The sequence below is a fragment of the Kitasatospora sp. NBC_00240 genome (assembly GCF_026342405.1).
GTDB lineage: Bacteria > Actinomycetota > Actinomycetes > Streptomycetales > Streptomycetaceae > Kitasatospora.
Genome location: NZ_JAPEMU010000001.1, coordinates 6,616,213 through 6,634,607, shown reverse-complemented (window position 1 = coordinate 6,634,607; position 18,395 = coordinate 6,616,213). Strand labels below are relative to the sequence as shown.

Annotated in this window: 15 protein-coding genes, 1 tRNA gene and 1 pseudogene; 8 read left to right on the top strand and 9 right to left on the bottom strand. The window is 72.1% G+C overall.

Annotation, left to right across the window (positions count from 1 at the left end):
• Window positions 1-2: 2 nt before the first annotated feature.
• The 3 genes from OG689_RS28375 to xerC all read left to right on the top strand — a co-directional run bounded on the left by OG689_RS28375 (window position 3) and on the right by xerC (window position 3,266).
• On the top strand, window positions 3-1,475 hold the full coding sequence (locus tag OG689_RS28375) for an ATP-binding protein (protein WP_266323691.1): 1,473 nt from the start codon (window positions 3-5) through the stop codon (window positions 1,473-1,475).
• A gap of 469 nt (window positions 1,476-1,944) precedes the next feature.
• Window positions 1,945-2,133: a helix-turn-helix domain-containing protein gene (locus OG689_RS28370; RefSeq protein WP_266323690.1), complete on the top strand. Its 189-nt coding sequence runs from the start codon at window positions 1,945-1,947 to the stop codon at window positions 2,131-2,133.
• Window positions 2,133-3,266 (top strand): site-specific integrase, encoded by a 1,134-nt coding sequence (xerC, locus tag OG689_RS28365; RefSeq protein WP_266323689.1) that lies wholly within the window; start codon window positions 2,133-2,135, stop codon window positions 3,264-3,266. The genes OG689_RS28370 and xerC overlap by 1 nt, the downstream gene beginning before the upstream one ends.
• A gap of 55 nt (window positions 3,267-3,321) precedes the next feature.
• On the opposite strand, the gene OG689_RS28360 is transcribed toward xerC, so the two are convergent.
• Window positions 3,322-3,396 (bottom strand) — tRNA-Val (locus OG689_RS28360).
• A gap of 359 nt (window positions 3,397-3,755) precedes the next feature.
• On the opposite strand from OG689_RS28360, the gene OG689_RS28355 reads away from it, so the two are divergent.
• The 3 genes from OG689_RS28355 (at window position 3,756) to OG689_RS28345 (ending at window position 5,955) form a co-directional block, all read left to right on the top strand.
• Window positions 3,756-5,048 carry a hypothetical protein gene (locus OG689_RS28355; RefSeq protein ID WP_266327486.1) on the top strand — a complete coding sequence of 431 codons (1,293 nt, stop codon included), beginning with the start codon at window positions 3,756-3,758 and terminating at the stop codon, window positions 5,046-5,048.
• Between the two features lie 178 nt (window positions 5,049-5,226).
• Window positions 5,227-5,709 (top strand): DUF4442 domain-containing protein, encoded by a 483-nt coding sequence (locus OG689_RS28350; protein ID WP_266323688.1) that lies wholly within the window; start codon window positions 5,227-5,229, stop codon window positions 5,707-5,709.
• 21 nt (window positions 5,710-5,730) lie between these two features.
• Window positions 5,731-5,955 carry a zinc ribbon domain-containing protein gene (locus OG689_RS28345; protein WP_266323687.1) on the top strand — a complete coding sequence of 75 codons (225 nt, stop codon included), beginning with the start codon at window positions 5,731-5,733 and terminating at the stop codon, window positions 5,953-5,955.
• An 82-nt stretch (window positions 5,956-6,037) separates the two neighbouring features.
• Here OG689_RS28345 and OG689_RS28340 read toward each other — a convergent pair whose 3' ends face one another.
• From OG689_RS28340 to OG689_RS28330, 3 genes and pseudogenes are all read right to left on the bottom strand, one after another.
• Window positions 6,038-6,907, bottom strand: coding sequence for an HAD family hydrolase (locus tag OG689_RS28340; RefSeq protein WP_266323686.1), 870 nt, complete (start codon window positions 6,905-6,907; stop codon window positions 6,038-6,040).
• Between the two features lie 6 nt (window positions 6,908-6,913).
• A pseudogene (locus OG689_RS28335) lies at window positions 6,914-9,642 on the bottom strand (phosphoribosyltransferase).
• 319 nt (window positions 9,643-9,961) lie between these two features.
• Window positions 9,962-11,128 (bottom strand): HpcH/HpaI aldolase/citrate lyase family protein, encoded by a 1,167-nt coding sequence (locus OG689_RS28330; RefSeq protein WP_266323685.1) that lies wholly within the window; start codon window positions 11,126-11,128, stop codon window positions 9,962-9,964.
• Between the two features lie 434 nt (window positions 11,129-11,562).
• Here OG689_RS28330 and OG689_RS28325 point away from each other — a divergent pair, with 434 nt between their 5' ends.
• Window positions 11,563-12,543: a TerD family protein gene (locus OG689_RS28325; RefSeq protein WP_266323684.1), complete on the top strand. Its 981-nt coding sequence runs from the start codon at window positions 11,563-11,565 to the stop codon at window positions 12,541-12,543.
• 76 nt (window positions 12,544-12,619) lie between these two features.
• Here the strand turns inward: OG689_RS28325 and OG689_RS28320 are convergent, their stop codons facing one another.
• Window positions 12,620-13,363, bottom strand: coding sequence for a Tellurium resistance (locus OG689_RS28320; protein ID WP_266323683.1), 744 nt, complete (start codon window positions 13,361-13,363; stop codon window positions 12,620-12,622).
• 345 nt (window positions 13,364-13,708) lie between these two features.
• Here OG689_RS28320 and OG689_RS28315 point away from each other — a divergent pair, with 345 nt between their 5' ends.
• Window positions 13,709-14,848 carry a DUF2637 domain-containing protein gene (locus OG689_RS28315; RefSeq protein ID WP_266323682.1) on the top strand — a complete coding sequence of 380 codons (1,140 nt, stop codon included), beginning with the start codon at window positions 13,709-13,711 and terminating at the stop codon, window positions 14,846-14,848.
• 141 nt (window positions 14,849-14,989) lie between these two features.
• Here the strand turns inward: OG689_RS28315 and OG689_RS28310 are convergent, their stop codons facing one another.
• From OG689_RS28310 to OG689_RS28295, 4 genes are all read right to left on the bottom strand, one after another.
• Window positions 14,990-16,096, bottom strand: a complete 1,107-nt coding sequence (locus OG689_RS28310) for a DUF475 domain-containing protein (RefSeq protein WP_266323681.1) — start codon at window positions 16,094-16,096, stop codon at window positions 14,990-14,992.
• Window positions 16,097-16,236: 140 nt separating this feature from the next.
• Window positions 16,237-16,812 carry a TerD family protein gene (locus OG689_RS28305; protein WP_073927551.1) on the bottom strand — a complete coding sequence of 192 codons (576 nt, stop codon included), beginning with the start codon at window positions 16,810-16,812 and terminating at the stop codon, window positions 16,237-16,239.
• Window positions 16,813-17,084: 272 nt separating this feature from the next.
• Window positions 17,085-17,660 carry a TerD family protein gene (locus OG689_RS28300; protein WP_266323680.1) on the bottom strand — a complete coding sequence of 192 codons (576 nt, stop codon included), beginning with the start codon at window positions 17,658-17,660 and terminating at the stop codon, window positions 17,085-17,087.
• Window positions 17,661-17,859: 199 nt separating this feature from the next.
• Complete coding sequence (locus OG689_RS28295) at window positions 17,860-18,318, bottom strand: peroxiredoxin (protein ID WP_266323679.1); 459 nt, start codon at window positions 18,316-18,318, stop codon at window positions 17,860-17,862.
• Window positions 18,319-18,395 lie beyond the last annotated feature (77 nt).

Genomic DNA, 18,395 nt, shown 5'->3' with positions numbered 1-18,395 from the left:
CCATGGCCGAGGACGAGAAGAACCCCGCACGCGAGATCATCGCCGACTACGCGCAGACGCACTTCCGGTACTTCCGCACCGCCGACGGGACCGTGTACGCGCAGAAGAACGGGCACCCCGTGGCCCGTCCGATCCGCTCCCAGGGCACCACCGGCAGCCACCGCCAGGAACTCATGGTCGGCATGTACCGGGACGGCATCGGCGTGTTCAACGGCACGGCGCTCAAGGAGGCGTTGGACCTCATCGAGGCGCTCGCCCTGGTCGAGGAGGTGCAGCCCGTCCACATCCGGGTGGCCCCCGGGTTCGACGGGGCGACGTGGCTGGACCTGGGCCGGGCCGACGGGCAGTCGGTGCGCATCCACCCCACGGGCTGGGACATCCTCACGCCGGACCCGCAAGAGGTCTGCTGGCGCCGTACCCAGCTCACCGGCGAACTGCCGCTGCCCGTCAAGGACACCGACGGCAAGGGCATCGACCTGCTGTTCGGGCTGACGAACTTCGTCAACGCGGCGACCGAGTGCCTGGCCATCGCCTGGCTGATCGGCTGCCTGGGGCCGTCCGTGCCGGTCCCCGCCCCGTTCCTCACCGGCCCGCAGGGCGCCGGCAAGTCCACCGCCGGCCGGATGCTGGTGCGGATCGTCGAAGGCATGAGCGGCGACCTGCGCCGGGCCCCCAAGGATGAGGAGAACCTGATCGCCGCCGTCGCGGCCGGATGGGTCACCGCCCTGGACAACCTCTCCCACATGACCCCCGACCTCTCCGACGCGATGTGCTGCATCGTCACCGGGGCCGAGTCGGTCAAGCGCGCTCTGTTCACCGACGGGGACGTGCACCGCGCCGCCTACCGCCGGCCCCTGCTTCTCACCGGCATCGACGTGGGGGTCATCCGCCCCGACCTCGCCGAACGGCTCCTGCCGCTGCGGTTGGAGCGGCCCCGCGTCCGACGCACCGAAGCAGAACTGTGGGCGGACTACGAACAGGCCCTGCCCGTCGTCCTCGGGTCCCTGCTCGACCTCACGGTCAAGGTCCGCGCCGCCGACGCGGAAACCCCCACCGATCTGCGGATGGCCGACTTCGCCCACCTCTGCGCGCAGCTCGACGCCGCGACCGGCCTGGGGGCGCTGGCCGCCTACCGGGCCGGCCTGGACGACCTGAACGACGACGTGATCGAGGGCGATCTCCTCGCACAGACCGTCCTGCGGCACGCCGAGACCATCGCCCCGGGGGAGGCGCAGCGGATGACCTCAACCGAGTGGCTGCACTGCCTCAGCCGCGTCCACAGCGGCGACGAACCGCGTTCCCTGCCCAAGGGGTGGCCGACGACCGGCAAGGTGCTCTCCGACCGGCTCAAGCGACTTCAGCCGACGCTTGCGGCTCGCGGCGTCCTCATCGACACCGGTCGAACCATGAGGGGCCGCTACCTCGAAATGACCCGCCCGGTCACCGTGCCGCCGCACGAACAGCTGACGCTCTGACCCGTGCTGCGTTCACCCGAACAGCAAGAGGAGCACCGCCCCCGCGAAACGGGTGCTCCTCTTGCTGTTCGGCGAAGCCGCACGAAGGACGTGCCGCGCAGCGGCTCCCCTTCTCGCCCTGAGGGGACCTGAACTGCAAGAGCTACCCCCCTCTTTTTTCCTAAGTAGGAAGACGCTGCGTCATGTGCGTCATGGCGGCCGAAAAACGGGCCCTGACCTGCGGCTTCAGGCATGACGCAGACGACGGCCGCCGCGTCATCCTGCGTCATCTGCGTCATGGGTGCGTCATGCGATGACGCAGCCCATGACGCACCCATGACGCACCCCGGGGCCGCTGCGTCATACAAAGCCGCAGGTCAGAAGCCCGAATGACGCTGATGACGCAATGACGCAGAAATCCCCACCTAGGACACACGCGCCACGGCAAATCCCCTCCGACCGCCCGCACCCCGCCGCAGGAGGACTGACCATGACGACCGCCACGCCTGAAGCCCTGACCGTGCCCGAGGTCATGGCCGCGCTCCGGGTCGGCCGGAGCACCGTCTACGACCTCATCCGACGCAAGACCCTCGCCAGCTTCACCATCGGTCGCTGCCGCCGAATCTCCGTCGACAGCCTCGCCGCCTACATCCGCAACCAGACCGAGGACAACGCCTGATGGCCAAGCGCAACCCCAACGGGGCCGGCACCGTCACCCGCCGCAAGGACGGCCGGTACCAGGCCGCGGTCTACGTCCCGCAGCCCGACGGCACTCGGGCCCGCAAGTTCGTCTATGGCGCGACCTGGGACGAGTGCGACCGCGCGCGTCAGGAGCTGGTCGACCGCGACCGGCAGGGCATCGCGACGCCCACCCGGTCGGCGAGGCTCTCCGAGTGGCTGCCCTACTGGTTGGAGCACTTCATCCAGCCCCAGCGCAAGCGCACGACGCAGGCCAAGTACGAGACGCACGTGCGGCTCTACCTGGTCCCGCTGCTCGGCTCGAAGGGGCTGGAGTCGCTGAGCCCGCGCGATGTGCGGACGTTCCTGGCGAAGGTCACCACGCAGGCCAGCGCCGCCACGGCCAAGGAGGCGCACCGGGTTCTGCGGTCCGCGCTCACCGCGGCCTGCCGGGACGAGCTGATCGTGCGCAACGTGGCGATGCTGGTCCCGCCGCCCCGGGTGACCAGCCGGGAGGTCACGCCGTGGTCCCTCGACCAGACGCTGACCTTCCTCTCGGCCGGTCGGCAGGACCCGCTGTACGCCGCGTTCGTGCTGGCGGTCGCGCTCGGCATGCGGCGCGGTGAGATCGTGGGGCTGAAGTGGTCCGAAGTAGACCTGGAAAACCGGGTGTTGGTGATCCGGGAGCAGGTGCAGCGGGTCCGCGGGGAGCTGTACGCGGACACCACCAAGAGCGGCAAGCGCCGGCCGGTGCCGCTCCCCCGGATCTGCGTGGCGGCGCTGCGCTGGCACCGGATGCGGCAGGCCGAGATCCGGCGGACGGCCGGCGAGAAGTGGGAGGAGTCCGGGTACATCTTCACCACCCGGACCGGACGGCCGATCGAGCCGACCAACCTCTACCGCTCGTTCGTCCGGGTCTCGGAGTCGGCCGGCGTGCCGGTGATCCGGCTGCACGATGCTCGGCACGGGTGCGCGACGCTGCTCGTCGCCTGCGGGGTCCCGCCGCGGGTGGTGATGGAGATCCTGGGGCACAGCCAGATCGGGCTGACGATGAACGTCTACACCCACGTGGCTCAGGACACCCAGCGTCTGGCGCTCGACAACATGGACCGGCTGCTCAAGCGCCGCCACTGATGTCAGGTTCTGATGTCAAAGGCCCCGGACCGCTCGCGGTCCGGGGCCTTTTGGCTGGTGGGCGCGGACGGTTTCGAACCGCCGACATCTGCTTTGTAAGAGCAGCGCTCTACCACTGAGCTACGCGCCCCCCGTCGCGGCCCGTGGGGCACGACGAAAGGCAAGAGTACCTGGTCCGGGGGACCGTCCGGTGCACATGGCCGAGGAGTGGGACGGGCGGGGGACGGGCCGGGGAACGGGGGCGGCGGGGCGCTGGTGCGGGGCTGGACGGGCACGGGGTGCGGCTGCGGTGCAAGGGGTGCCGGTCGGTGGGGGTGATCGGGAAGAATGGGGGTGGTGGATCAGCTGCCGGGCCGGCCTTCGGGGTGGTCGGGCGGGACGGGACGGCTAGGCAGGGAGCTCGGAGTGGGAGTGGCCGGCGGGAGCGGGCGGGGGCGGCTCGGGGGCGCGGCGGTCGAGGCGCTGGTGTTGCCGCTGGTGGTGGCGGGGATGGTGGGGGCCGCCGGGGCGGCGGCGTTCGGTGGTGCGGCGGGTGGCCGGGGCGGCTGGTGGCGGCGCAACGACACCTTGCGGGCCGATGCCCGGGCGGCCCGGGATGCCGCGCAGCAGGCGTTCTACGAGCTGGACTCGGCGCAGCGGGACGTGCAGCTGGCGGTGGAGACGGTGCGGGCCGCCGAGGACAGTGCGGCCGCGCGGCAGGTGCTCGCCGACTTCCAGCAGGTCTCGGGGCGGGTGGACCAGGTCAGTGTGAACTACCTGGCGGCGCTCGACGCGTACGACCTGGACGCCGAGGAACTGGAGTCGGGTGCGGCCACGCAGGCACGGCGCCGGCTGGAGGACGTGAAGGGGCAGCTCGGGTCGGCGCAGGCTGAGCTGGACGGGTTCCTGCAACGGCTGCAGCCGCTGCTGCAGCAGGCGGAGTCGCAGCTGATGCGGGTGACGCCGGCCGTCGAGAAGGCGAAGCGTTCGCTGCTGACGGCGACCACCGCGCTGGAGGCGGTCCGGGCGGCCGGGCTGAAGGCGGACGATCTCGCGGCGCAGCTGGCCGAGCTGGCACCGGAGCTGACCCGGTTGAACGAAGGGGCCTCCAAGCACGGGGTGGCGCCGACGCTGAAACGGGCCGACGACGTGGCGCGCCGGGCGGAGGCGGTCGCGGAGCAGGCGCAGCGGCTGCCGGAGCGGGCCCAGGAGATCGACCGCCGGGTGGCGAGTCTGCGGACCCGGATCCAGGCGTTGGAGACCAAGGCGGGGACGGTGGAGCCGGCACTCAGCGAGCTGCGCCGCCGGTTCAGCAGTGCGTGCTGGCAGGACCTGCAGCGGGTGCCGGTCCAGGTGGCCGAGGCGGTGCGCGCGGCGCGGGAGAAGCTGGCCGAGGCGGCGCGGGCCCGGGACGAGCAGCGCTGGCCGGACGCGACGGGCGCGATCGGTACCGTGCGGGCGCTGCTGACCACGGCGGACGACTCGGTGGCGGCGGTCAACGACCGGCTGCGGCAGCTGAACGAGGTGGAGCACGACCCGCACCGCGAGATCGAGCGGACGCGGTTCGCGTTGCGGGACGCCCAGCGGCTGGCGATGTCCGGCCGGCAGGCGCCGGACCCCCGGCACGCGGGCCCGCTGGACGCGGCGGTGGCGCGCCTGGACCGGGCGGTCGCCGAGCTGGAGGCGGCGGGCCGGCACCCGGACTACTGGCACTTCCTGGGTGAGCTGGCGGCGGTCCGGGGGACGGCGGCCAAGGTGGTGGAGCTGATCCGGGGCGACCTGGGCGCGGGCGGCCACCACTGACCGCGGCCCGGGACGCGGCGGCCGGGAACCGGCGGCCGGTGCACGGCGGGCGGTGCACGGAGCCGTCGGCCGCTGGAGCGGAACCACCAGCATCAGGGACACCGGACCCCACCCGGCGCACAGCGCACAGCGCACAGCGCCATTACTCACCAGTAACTTAACCGGCTAGAGTCCTCCCATGGCACGTAAGCGCACCATGACCGCCGCGACCTTCCGGCGTGGGATCAACCTCTGGCCGCCCTTCCTCTGCGCAGGCATCCGGGTGCTGTCGGTCGCTGACGACTTCCGCTTCGCGAAAGTCCGGCTCCGGCTCGGCCGGCTGAACCGCAACTACGTCGGTACCCATTTCGGCGGCTCGATCTTCGCGATGACCGATCCGTTCTGGATGCTGCTGGTCATGCAGAACCTCGGCCGGGACTACGTGGTGTGGGACGCCGCCGCCGAGATCAGCTTCGTCTCGCCGGGACGCGGCGACATCTTCGCCGAGTTCACGCTGACCGACGACCGGCTCGCCGAGATCCGCGAGCTGACCCAGGACGGCAAGAAGGCCCTGATCTGGTTCGACACCGAGGTGGTGGCGGCGGACGGCTCGGTCGTCGCGCGGGTACGCAAGCAGGTGTACGTCCGGCAGAAGCGCGACCGGGGCGTGCCCACGGGCTGATCGGCTGGGTACCCTGCGGGTATGCCTCGTTATGACTTCCGCTGCCGCTCCTGCGGCGCCACGTTCGAGCTCCGCCGCGCGATGGCCCAGGCCAACGATCCGGCCGTGTGCCCGCAGGGGCACCCCGACACCGTCAAGCTGCTCTCCACCGTCGCCGTGACGGGCGTGGGCGGCGGCTCGGCCGCACCGCAGCAGGCCCCCTCCGGTGGAGGCGGCGGCTGCTGCGGTGGCGGCTGCTGCGGCTGACCCGGACGCGTTGCGTCCCAGGCCCGGGCACGTAGCTTCCCAGGCCCGCGCCTGCGGGCCCTACCGCGCCGGCTCCGCTCCCCTACCGCGCCGGCGCGGTCCGGGCCGCCCCGGGGCGGGCGCCGGCCCGGACGCGGTCCAGGATCTGACGGACGATCTCCTCGCCCGCCGCGACGCCGACCTGGGTGAGGGCGGTGACGCCGGGTGCCGTCCAGTCGGAGTCGGCGAGTTCGCCGTGGCCGGGGCGCCAGCCGGCGTCGGCGGCCAGCAGGAGTTCGGCGTCGAGCAGGGAGTCGCCGGCCGAGAACACGGTGGCGCCGCCCAGGCGGCGTTCGACCTCGGCGAGGGCCTCGCTCTTGCTGAGCGGGGCCGGCACGGCGTAGACCTTGCGGCCCTGGAGGGAGACCGTCCAGCCGCGCTCGGCGCACCAGGCGGTGAGTTCGTCGAGCCAGCCGGCCGGCAGTTCGGCGCGCTCGACGACCAGGTAGGCGAAGAGGTCCTCGGCGACCCGGCGCTTGTGGGTCCACTCCGGGTCGGCCGCCAGGGCCAGGTGCTCGACGACCTCGCGGAGCGGGGCGGAGGCGGCCTCCAGCCGGGTGCGGACCTCGGCCTGCCAGTCCTGGTCCGGGACGCCGTTGACCAGGATCTGGCCGCCGTTGGTGCAGATCGCGTACTGCGGGACCCAGCCGGGCGTCGGGCCGGGCAGGTTGACCCGCTCGTACTGGGTTCGGGTGCGGGTGGTGGCCGGCACGAAGACGGCCGCGCCGACGAGCTCGACCAGCAGCTCGGCGGCCTGCTCGGTCATGAAGGAGAGCGCCTTGCCGTCGTGCACCTCGACCGAGAGCAGGCGGGGTGCCAGCCGGTCGGGGACGTCCAGTGCGAGGGCGCGGTTGGAGTAGATCAGGGTGCGGTCGAGGTCGCTCGCCACCAGGAACTGTCGGTCGGTACTCATCAGGCGTCAGGCCTCCTTCGTCAGGACGGCGGTGCCGGCTTCGCCGACGGCGCCTCGGCTGTAGCGGGGGTGGATCAGGCCGACGCAGGAGTAGGGGAGGTCGTCGACCTCCTCCACGGGTACCCCGCGCTGGGCCGCCAGCAGTCGTACGTGGTCGAGGTCGGCGCCGGCGCCGCGCCGGGCGAGCACGCGCCAGGGCACCCGGCGCAGCATCACCCGGGTGGTCTCGCCGACACCGGGCTTGACCAGGTTGACGTTGTCGATGCCGTATTCGGCGCTGATCCGCTCCACGGCGGCCCAGCCCTCCCAGGCGGGGGTGCGGTCCACCTCCGCCAGCTGCGCGGCGGCGGCGAGGGCCTCCTCGCGAACGGCCTCGAAGTGATCGGCGACGGTCTCCAGGAAGGAGTTGGAGACGTCGGCGCCGGCCAGGTCGGCGTAGTGCTTGGCGCCGTGGAAGTCGTCCGGGCCGATCAGGTCGGCGCGCAGCACGGTACGTGAGATCAGGCCGGAGACGGTGGAGTTGAGGCAGGCGGACGGGATCAGGAAGTCGTCCCGGGTGCCGTAGGTGCGCACGCAGCCGCCCGGGTCGGCGAGGACGGCGAGCTCGGGGTTGAAGTCGGTGCCGACGAGCGCCTCGGCGAGTTCGCGGGTGATCGCGCCCTTGCCCGTCCAGCCGTCCACGAAGACCACGTCGGCGGCGTTGTGGTGGGCGGCGAGGTAGCGCAGGGCGACCGGGTCGATGCCCCGGCCGCGGACGATCGACACCGCGTAGTGCGGGGTGTCGAGGTCGTGGGCGAAGGCCAGCCAGCGGCGGATCAGGATGCCGACCGGGGTGCCGGCCCGGGCGAGGGAGGCGAGTACGAGGCCGCGGCCGCGCTCGCGCAGCAGGGTCTCGGCGACGGTGCCGACGGCCAGTGCGATCCGCCGGGCGGAGGTGCGCAGGGCCTGGTGGAACAGCTCCTGGTACTCGGGGCTGGGCTGGTACTCGACGGGCAGGGACTCCGCGTAGTGCGCGCCGCCGCTCTGCACGGCCTCCTCGCGCTCCTCGGTGGGGGCCTCCAGCGGGACGTCGGAGAGGTCGGTGAGCAGCCAGGTGACATCGGCGGCGGCGTAGGAGGAGAACTCCGGGCCGTACAGCGGGCGCGGTGTGGTCGCGGTGCTGGGGGGCAGCGTGGTCATGTTCGCCTTCGGTCTGGTGCGCGGCTGATTGTCGGACGCGGGCCGGTGGTCGGTCCCGGGCCGGCGGTCGTTCTCGGGCTGATGGTCGCTCGCGGGCCCGTGGTCGGTCGCGTGCGTACGAGGGTCCCGGCCCATCAGGCGGCCGGGGGCGGTACGGGGACGGACGGGGCGGCGGCGCCCGGTCCGTCGGACGGCAGGACGGACGGGGCGGCGGCGCCCGGCCGGTAGGAGGGCAGGACGGCGAGCACGACGTGGTCGGTGACCTGCCGCAGCTGGCGCAGCAGGGCCCGCTCGCCCTGGTGCAGCGCGGGGGTGTCGCCGTGGTCGTCGACGACGAGGACGATCGCCTCGAAGCGGCGGCGAGGGTCGCTGCCGGGGGCCACGTTGTAGGCGTAGCGCTCGCCGGAGCCCTCGTCCGCCGGGTCGTCGTGGGCGGGGAAGGCGAGCCGGGTGCGGATCGCGTAGCCGGGGTCGTCGACGGCGAGGACCGGGGAGCGGGTGGTGGTGGAGAACCGGACGCTCTCCTCACCGAGCACGCCGGCCAGGCCGCCGGCCAGCCGCAGCGGGGCGTACATCAGCTCCTCGAAGCCGAGGACGAGGACCCGGGGGACGGCGGCGAGGCCGGGCTCCGATGTGGCGGGGCCGGCGACCAGGCCCCGGAGCAGCTGCTTGGTCAGCTCGGGCAGCGCGGTGTCCAGGGCGGCCCGGTGCTCGGGGGTGAAGCCGTGCCGGCCGCCGTCGGGCAGGCCGGCGGGCCAGCCGAGCTCGACCCGGGTGACGGGGGCGGGCGGGCCGTCGGGCAGCGCGGCGGGGGGCCCGGCGCCGTCGATCAGCGCCTGGGCGCGCGGCATGACGTCCGCGGGCAGCAGGACGCCGCCGCTGACGGTGGCGACCAGGTCGAGGCGGGCACCGAGGTCGGCGGCCGCCTCGGCCAGCCGGGAGCGGTCGGCCTCGCCGCGCAGATCGACCAGCGAGACCACCACGTAGTGGGCGCGCGGGTGGCCGGCGTGCAGGGCGCGGATGGTGTTGAGGACGGTGTTGCCGGTGGAGAACTCGTCGTCGACCAGGACGAGCGGCCCGTCGCCGGCCAGCAGGGCGGGGTCGGCGGGGAGCAGCAGGTGCGAGGTGGCGTGCGAGTGCTCCTCCTCGAAACCGCCGACCGGGGTGACGCCCTCGACCGGCCGCCGGGTGGAGTGCAGGTAGGGCGCGCCGAGAGCGTCGGCGACGCTGTGGCCGAGGCCGGTGGCGGTCTCGGCGTAGCCGAGCACGACGGCCTGCCGGGAGGCGTCCTCGCCGAGGAGTTCGCGGACCCGGCGGCCGAGGTCGAGGCCGGCGCCGTGGACGACGCCGGGGCTCTGCGGGACGTGCTTGCCGAGCACGTTGGAGACCAGCAGGTGGGCGCGCTTCTTGTTCTCGCGCAGGGCGAGTCCGACGAACTCGGGCAGCCGGTCCGATCCGGTCAGGCCGATGCCGAGCCGGTCGGTGACCCAGCGGCCCGTCCACGGCGCCGTCGCGGCGGTGGCGGTGGGGCCGGTGGGGGCGTCCTGTGCTGTCACTGCTCCTGCTTTCGTGCTTGTTCACATGCGTGTGCGGCGTACGTGCGGGTCCGGCTCGCCCGTGGGCCTGCTCGCGGGCCGGCTCATGTGCGTGTCAGGCGTGCATATCAGGCCGAGGTGTCAGGCGGGCGTACAGCGGTGTACGCCCGCCTGGCGTGCACGCCGGGCGGGCGGGTGCCGTCGCCCCGCGCCCGGTCACGGCCGGCGGGCCTCGGCGCCCGGGTCGGCGGTCGGACCGGGACCGAAGGGCCGACGGCCAGCGTACGGGTGTACGGGTGTGCGGGGATGCGGCCGCCCGGGTGGCGGGCCGCCGTGCGGGTCAGAGGCAGGCGGCCAGCAGTTCGGCGAAGCTGACGTCCTCCCGGGCCACCCCGAACACCTCGGCGCGCAGCAGCACCCGCTCCGCCCAGGCGCGGTGCGGCTTCGCCTCGTTCATCTTGTTGGTGTACGCCGAGCGCAGCACCCCGCCGCCGCCGCGCTCCTGGTCCAGGATGTCGCGGGCGTCGGAGAACTCCTCGTGGGTGACCACCGAGAGGGCGTGCACGGCGGGAACGTGGCTGGGGTGGATGCAGGTCTTGCCGAGCAGGCCGTTGGCGCGGTCGAGCTCGATCTCGCGGATCAGGCCGTCCAGGTCGTGCTCGATGATCCGCTGCCGGACGGCCTCGCCCGGGGGGTCGGTGGCGGCGAACGGGGTGCGGCGCAGCTGGGGCTTGAACATCCGCTCCTGGACGGGGAAGTACTCCCACACCGGCCCGGTGACGGTGTAGCCGCTGCCGTCGGCGCGGCCGAGCACGTTGACCACGTCGCCGATGACGGCGGCGACCAGGGCGACGTCGTAGGCGGTCAGGTCGGGCGAGCGGCGCAGGCCGTACGCGGAGCAGAGGTCGGTGACACCGAGGCGGACGGCGAGGATCCGCTCGCGGTGCTTGGCGAGCAGCCGGGAGATGCCGAAGAGCTGCTCGCGGCGGGTCTCCAGGTGGGCGAGTTCGGGGGATTCGAGCACCGGCATGGCGAACAGCCGGTGGCCGCTGCTCTCCTCGGCGGCGGCCAGGGCCTCCAGGAAGTCGCTGCCGCTCTCCTCGGTGAACTTGGGCAGGACGAAGCCGGAGAGCAGGCCGACGGCGGGGCCGAGCCGGCGGGTGAGATCGGTGATCTGACCGGCGGCGCGAACCCTGATGAAGAGAAGGGGTAGATCCTGTGTGCGAGATGTGTGCAATTCGCCGAGTCGGGCCACCAGATTGGCCTCGGCGGCCGACACCTCGTGGTCGGCTATCGCGTCCTCCAGGCAGAGCACCATGGAGACGACACCCCGCGCGGCCTGCTTGCGGACGTCCGCCCCGAGCGTCTCCCGGGTGGCCGGGCAGTACAGCGTGGCACCCAGCGCGGTGGACAGCACGCCCGCCTCGCTGTCCCGGTCGAAGCCCCCCGGCTGTTCCAGGAAGAGGCGTTCGCGTACGTCGTCGGCGAGGTGGCCGAAGTGGCGCAAGGGGCTCTCCTCAGGAGGGTGCGGCTCGCCGGGCGGCGGGGCCGGGGGTGGATCGGGCGTGGTCACGGCGGTGGTGGCGCTGGGTGGGTCCTGCTCGGCGGTGGGGCGCCGACACGTCGACAACCGGTCGGCCGGGTGCCGTGGTTCCCGGTGCGGGGTCACGTCCGCGCGCGGACGGTACGGGAGGGCGCCCGCGTGCCGCGCGCCGTTGCGCGTACGAGGGGCCGGCGGCGCCGCTGAGCTGCTGAAACCCCCCGAAGCCCCAGGCCGCCCATGGTACGGACCGTTCCGGCCGAATGTTCCGTCGAAACATTGAATTCTCGGAAGGTTACCGTCCACTTCACAAAGCGCAAGCAGTCGGCAAAGGCCTGCACGCTTCGGCCACCTTCGGCCACGTTGTCCGAATGGGTGGCGAACGGGCAGGATGGTCCGCTATGACGCACGTGATGGCAAAGGGCGCCAACGTCGCGCTGCCGGTGGCCGCGGTCCGCGCCGTGCTGCGCTGGAACGCCGTACCCGGATCGCCGGACGTGGACGCCTCGGCGCTGCTGCTCGGCGCCGACGGCAGGGTCCGGTCGGACGCGGACTTCGTCTTCTACAACCAGCCCCGGCACCCCTCCGGCCTGGTGCGCCACCTGCCCAAGCACCGCACGGGCCAGGACGGCGAGGTCGCGGACACCATCGAGGTGGAGCTCGGCAAGCTGCCGGCGGACGTCGACCGGGTGGTGCTGGCCGGCTCCGCCGAGGGCGGCTCGTTCCGCGCGGTGGTCCGCCTGCGGGTGCTGCTGTTCGACGCCGCGGCGGGCGAGGGCGCCCCGGCGCTGGCCGAATTCTCGGTGACGGACGCCGAGGAGGTCACCGCGCTGCTGGCCGCCGAGATCTACCGCCGCGACGGCGGCTGGAAGCTCCGCGCGGTCGGGCAGGGGTACGCCTCCGGCCTGATCGGCCTGGCCACCGACTTCGGCATCACCGTCGAGGACGAGCCGGAGAGCGCCGAGCCGGCCCCGCGGCAGCCCGCCCAGGACCCGCGCAACACCCCGCGCCCCGATCCCCGCTCCGAGCCGGGTACGTACACCCTGGCGCCCGCCACGCCCCCGACCGCGCCGCCGCCCCTCGCACCGCCCACCGCACCGCCGGTGGCGCCGCCGGCCCCCCAGCAGCACCCGCAGCCGGCCTACGGCTACCCGCAGCAGCCGCCCCGGCAGCCCGGCTACGGCTACCCGCAGGCCCCGCAGCAGCCGTACCCGCAGCCGGCCTGGGGGGCTCCCCAGCAGCCGGCCGCCGCCCAGCAGTCGGGCTACGGCTACCCGCAGGCTCCGGCGATCCCCCCGCCGCCCCCGCCGGCCGCCCAGCAGCCCGCGCCGCAGGAGGCCTTCGCCCTGCCCCCGCAGGGCCCGCAGTTCCAGCCGCGCTGACCGGCGGCCCGGGCGCGATCCACGGGCCGGGCCGCGCCAGGACGGCGCCGGCCGGGGCCGGGAGCGGGCCAGGTCGTCACTCCGCCGTCCCCGAGGGCGTCTTGTAGCCCCGCTGCCACTGCATGCCGAAGCCGTACAGCCGGTCGATGTCCGACTGGAACCCGTTCACGTACCGGACCTCGCGGCGCACCGTCAGCTGCCCGTCGCCGGTGTTCTCGATCAGCACGACCGCGCAGGAGCGCGCGGCGGGGGCCCGCTCCTCCAGTTTGATCTCGATCCGCGGGCCGGTCTGCGGCACGATGGTCACCACCGCGTCGGTCTGCCCGAAGGCCGGGGTGCCGTCGTAGATGTACACGAAGATCAGCAGCCGTTTGAACTGGTCCTTCTTCTCCAGGTTGATGTACATCGTCTCGCCGGAGGGCGCTCCGTACACGTCGTCGCCGCTGAGCTTGACGTAGGGCGGCCTCTGGAGGTCCCCGAAGAGCTTGCCCAGCGGCTGAACCACACCCCGTTTGCCGTCGCTGAGTTCGTACATGCAGGCCAGGTCGAGGTCGACGTTGACGTCCGGCCGCTGGTAGGAGTCGGGCTCCATCGGGCTGAGGATCCGCGGGCTGAACCAGCGCCGTAAGGTCTCGCCGGCCGAGGCGCCGGGAGCGGACGCCCTGGTCCTCCAGTGCAGGTTGACGTACAGGTTGCCGGTGGTGGCCGCGGCGCCGGTCAGGGCGTGCTGCGGCTTCGACTTGGTGAGGGTCACCTTGTGCTGTCCACCGGGGTCGAGGGTGTTGCGCTCGCCCCTCAGGTACTCCCAAACCGAGGCCATCCAGTCCTCCCCCAGGTCCGCCAGTCGATCTGACGGTTCATGATCCGGCATCCGTCGACCGGGCGGCCACCGTGCGTACCGACACCCCTACCCAAGTCGGCGCCCGAGGCACCGTCAAGCGCCCCCCGCGTGCCGGATGGCGAGCAGAAGACGGCTCCCGTACGATGCCGCCCCTTCGGACGCGATATCGTCTAGCCGCACAGGTGTCCCGTCCGCATCACAGGGGCACCGCAGGTGCGCCCGCGGCCGGCAACGACGCACCGTCAGGCCCACCGTTCATCGCGGTACCTGATGTCCTGTGCCGCACACAGCCCATTCCTGCGGAAAGCCGAGGCCCGACCCGCAATGAACCTCTCGTCCATACAACTGGTGTGGGCCGTCGTCGGCGGCGCAGCACTGGTGTTCACCGCCGTCCTGGTGGCGACACTCCGCTTCAGGAACAACAAGCCCGAGGAGTCCGGTGACTCCTGGGAGCGCACCGAGGAACGCCGTCGCCGCAAGGAGATGATCTACGGGATCGCCTCCTACGTCCTGCTGTTCTGCTGCGCCGGTGTCGCCGCCGCGCTGTCGTTCCACGGCCTGGTCGGCTTCGGTACGGAGAACCTGGGCCTGTCCGGCGGCTGGGAGTACCTCGTCCCGTTCGGCCTGGACGGCGCGGCGATGTTCTGCTCCGTGCTGGCCGTCCGCGAGGCCAGCCACGGCGACGCCGCCCTCGGCTCGCGCCTGCTGGTCTGGGTGTTCGCCGTGGCGTCCGCCTGGTTCAACTGGGTGCACGCCCCGCGCGGCGGTGCCCACGACGGCGCCCCGCAGTTCTTCTCCGGCATGTCCATCTCGGCCGCGATCCTCTTCGACCGCGCGCTGAAGCAGACCCGCAAGGCCGCGCTGCGCGAGCAGGGCCTGGTGCCCCGCCCGCTGCCGCAGATCCGCATCGTCCGCTGGATCCGCGCCCCGCGCGAGACCTACGCGGCCTGGTCGCTGATGCTGCTGGAGAACGTCCGCAGCCTGGACGAGGCGGTGGACGAGGTCCGCGAGGAACGCCAGTCGAAGATGGACGCCAAGCTGCGCGCCCGCAGCGCCGACCGGCGCGAACGGGCCGAGCTGAAGGCGATCTCCCGCCAGGGCGGGATGCTCGGCCGGTCCCGCGGCGGCCGCCAGGTACCCGCGCTGACCGCTGCCGGGGACGGCCAGAGCGCTTCGGAGCCTGCGCTAGCCGGTGAAACGGACGCCCTGAGCAGCACCTCCACGGCCCTGGAGCCCGCCCCCAGGAGCGCGCTCGAGCCGGGCCGGCGTCCGCGTGCGGCGGTCGAGTCCTCGTACTCGTCCTCGTCGTCCCCGTACTCCTCCTCCTCGTCGTCCCCGTACTCCTCGTCGTCCTCGTACTCGTCCTCCTCGGTGGACCTGACGTCGGACGACGACACCCTGTCGATGCCCAAGCTCGACTCGCTGGAGCGCAAGCTGCGCGCCATCGAGCAGCAGCTCGGCTGACGACCGGCGCACGTACGACGAAACGGCCGCCCCCGCACGTGCGGGGGCGGCCGTTTCGCTGTGGTGCCGCAGGCTGTCCTGCGCTTCGGGCCCGGTGTCGCACCCGGGCCGGGAGGGCGCCGGGTGCGAGCGGGTGACCGGTCAGTTGGAGTTGCTGCCGACCAGTTCGGAGTCCCCGCCGCCGGCGGCCGCCGCCGCACGGCGGTTGCGCAGCACCGAGGAGCCGAGGGCCAGGCCGATGAAGGCCACCCCGATCAGGCCGGTGACGATCTCCGGGATGTGGTACTCGATGCCGACCAGCAGGATGATCGCCAGCGCGCCGATCGCGTAGTGCGCGCCGTGCTCCAGGTAGACGTAGTCGTCCAGGGTGCCCTTGCGGACCAGGAAGACCGTCAGCGAGCGGATGTACATCGCGCCGATGCCCAGACCCAGGGTGATCATGAAGATGTCCTGGGTGATGGCGAACGCGCCGACCACGCCGTCGAAGGAGAACGAGGCGTCCAGCACCTCCAGGTACATGAAGAGGAAGAACGCGGCCTTGCCGCCCACCTGCACGATGGACTTGCCGGACTTCTCGGCCTCCTCCTCGGCCTCCTCTTCCTCCTCCAGGCCGGCCTCGAAGACGCTCGACAGGCCGTTGACCGCCAGGTAGGTGACCAGGCCCATGATGCCGGCGAGCAGCACCGTCTCGGCGTTCTCGGCGGCGAAGAAGTTGGCCGCCAGGGCGAGCGTGACCAGGGCGATGACCGAGGAGAACGCCTCCAGCTTGCCGACCTTCTCCAGCGGCTTCTCGATCCAGCTCAGCCAGTTGAAGTCCTTCTCCTCGAAGATGAAGTCGAGGAAGATCATCAGCAGGAAGATGCCGCCGAAGGCCGCGATGGCCGGGTTGGCGGCCTCCAGGTACTGGGCGTACGTCGACCCGTTGTACGTCTGGTCGGAGTGCAGCGCGAGGTCGATCACGGTCGCCGGGTTGAGGTGCGCGGTGAGACCGACGACCAGCAGCGGGAAGATCAGGCGCATGCCGAAGACGGCGATCAGCACGCCGACGGTGAGGAAGATCTTCTGCCAGTACGGGTTCATCCGCTTCAGCACCGTGGCGTTGACCACCGCGTTGTCGAACGACAGGGAGATCTCCAGGATGGAGAGGATCAGCACGATGCCGAAGCCCTCGGCGCCCCAGAACAGGCCGGCGGCGATCAGACCGACGACAGTGATCGCGAACGACCAGCCGAATGTGCGGAGGAACACGGGATTTGGTTACCTTTCGGGTTTCAGGGCGCATGCCACGGGTGCGGCGTCGTCCTGAGACGCCCTGACCGGGACCGGATCCCGGTCAGGTCACCCCCCGCGGTGCCCCTTGTTGCTCGTTTCGAGTGATGATGGGGCCTTTACTGTACGTTTACGCCAAAATCCAGAGCAATGCCGCGCAGGCCGGAGGCATAACCCTGGCCCACCGCGCGGAACTTCCACTCCCCCTGGTAGCGGTACAGCTCACCGAAAATCATGGCGGTCTCGTTGGACGCGTCCTCGGTCAGGTCGTAGCGGGCGATCTCCTGCCCGTCCACCACGTTCACCACGCGGATGTACGCGTTGCGGACCTGGCCGAAGTTCTCCATCCGGGCCTCGGCGTCGTAGATCGACACCGCGAAGACCACCTTGTCCACGTGGGCCGGCACGAGATCCAGGTTGACCACGACGACCTCGTCGTCGCCCTCGCCGTCACCGGTGAGGTTGTCGCCCTGGTGCTCCACCGAACCCTCGGGGCTCTTCAGGTTGTTGTAGAACACGAAGTACTCGTCACCGAGCACCCGCCCGGCCTGGCAGAGCAGTGCGCTGGCGTCGAGGTCGAACGGCGCACCCGTGGTGGAGCGCGCGTCCCAGCCGAGCCCGATCTGCACCTGCGTCAGATTCGGTGCGGCCTTCGTCAGCGAGACGTTCCCGCCCTTGGCGAGCGTGACACTCATGACTGTTCTTCCTCCCACTCCCTGGCGGCTCCGGCCGAACGGCGGCACGGCGAGGCGCATCCCAGATCTATGCCCTCGGACCCCCGAACGACCACCGGCCGCCCACTGAACTTCCTGAACTAGCAGAACCTATCAGCGCCCGGCCCGGCGCCCGGCGGAGCGGGCGCCCCCCCGCCGGAGCGGGCGCGGGCGCACGCCGGCCGGCGCCGGGCAAAGACACCGCGGCCCCGCGTTCCGGGGAACGCGGGGCCGCGACGGGAAGGCGGTGCGGGTCAGACGTTCACACCGAAGTCCTGCGCGATGCCGCGCAGGCCCGAGGCGTAGCCCTGGCCGATGGCGCGGAACTTCCACTCGGCCCCGTTGCGGTACAGCTCGCCGAAGACCATGGCGGTCTCGGTCGAGGCGTCCTCGGAGAGGTCGTAGCGGGCCAGCTCCTTGTTGTCGGCCTGGTTCACGACGCGGATGAACGCGTTGCGGACCTGGCCGAAGTTCTGGGTCCGGTTCTCGGCGTCGTAGATCGACACCGGGAAGACGATCTTGGCCACGTCGGCCGGCACGGTGGCCAGGCTGACCTTGATCTGCTCGTCGTCGCCCTCGCCCTCACCGGTGAGGTTGTCGCCGGTGTGCTCGACGGAGCCGTCCGGGCTCTTCAGGTTGTTGAAGAAGACGAAGTTGCCGTCCCCGTCGACCCGGCCGCCCTCGTTGCAGAGCAGCGCGCTGGCGTCCAGGTCGAAGTCCGTGCCCGTGGTGGTGCGAACGTCCCAGCCAAGGCCGACGATCACGGCGGTCAGGCCGGGGGCCTCCTTGGTGAGGGAGACATTGCCGCCCTTGCTCAGGCTGACACCCACTGGTCCTCCAAGATTCGGGAGGCACGTCGTGGTGCCCCCGCGGTGCGGTCCGAAGCGGCCGGCCTCGGCCGGTGCGCCTCTGACCTGCCAACGGCCCGATCGTAGTGCCGGGTTCCCGTCCTGCGCAGTGACCGGGCCCAATCCTTCCGGATCGGCTTGGTCCCGGGCGCGCCGCGGACCCCGCCGGCGGCCGCGGGTCTCAGAGCGCGCCGAGGACCTTCAGGTACTCCTGCTCGTCGCGGGCGTCCGGCAGGCCGTTCACGATCGACCAGCGCACCACGCCGGCCTTGTCGATCACGAAGGTGCCGCGCACCGCGCAGCCCTTCTCCTCCTCGAACACGCCGTAGGCGCGGGAGACCGCGCCGTGCGGCCAGAAGTCCGAGAGCAGCGGGTACTCCAGGCCCTCCTGGTCGCCGAAGACGCGCAGGGTGAACGGCGAGTCGCACGAGACGGCCAGGACCTGCACGTCGTCGTTCTGCAGGCGCGGCAGCTCCTTCTGGATCGCGCACACCTCGCCGGTGCAGACGCCGGTGAAGGCGAACGGGTAGAAGACCAGGACGACGTTCTTCTCGCCCTGGAAGTCGGAGAGCTTGACCAGCTCGCCGTGCTGGTTCTTGAGCTCGAAATCCGGAGCCTGGGTGCCGACCTCGATGGCCATGATGCGGACCTTTCTGAACGCGACGTGGCCGCTCTGCGGGCGCGGCCGAGCCACATCCTTGCATCCGTCCGAGGCAA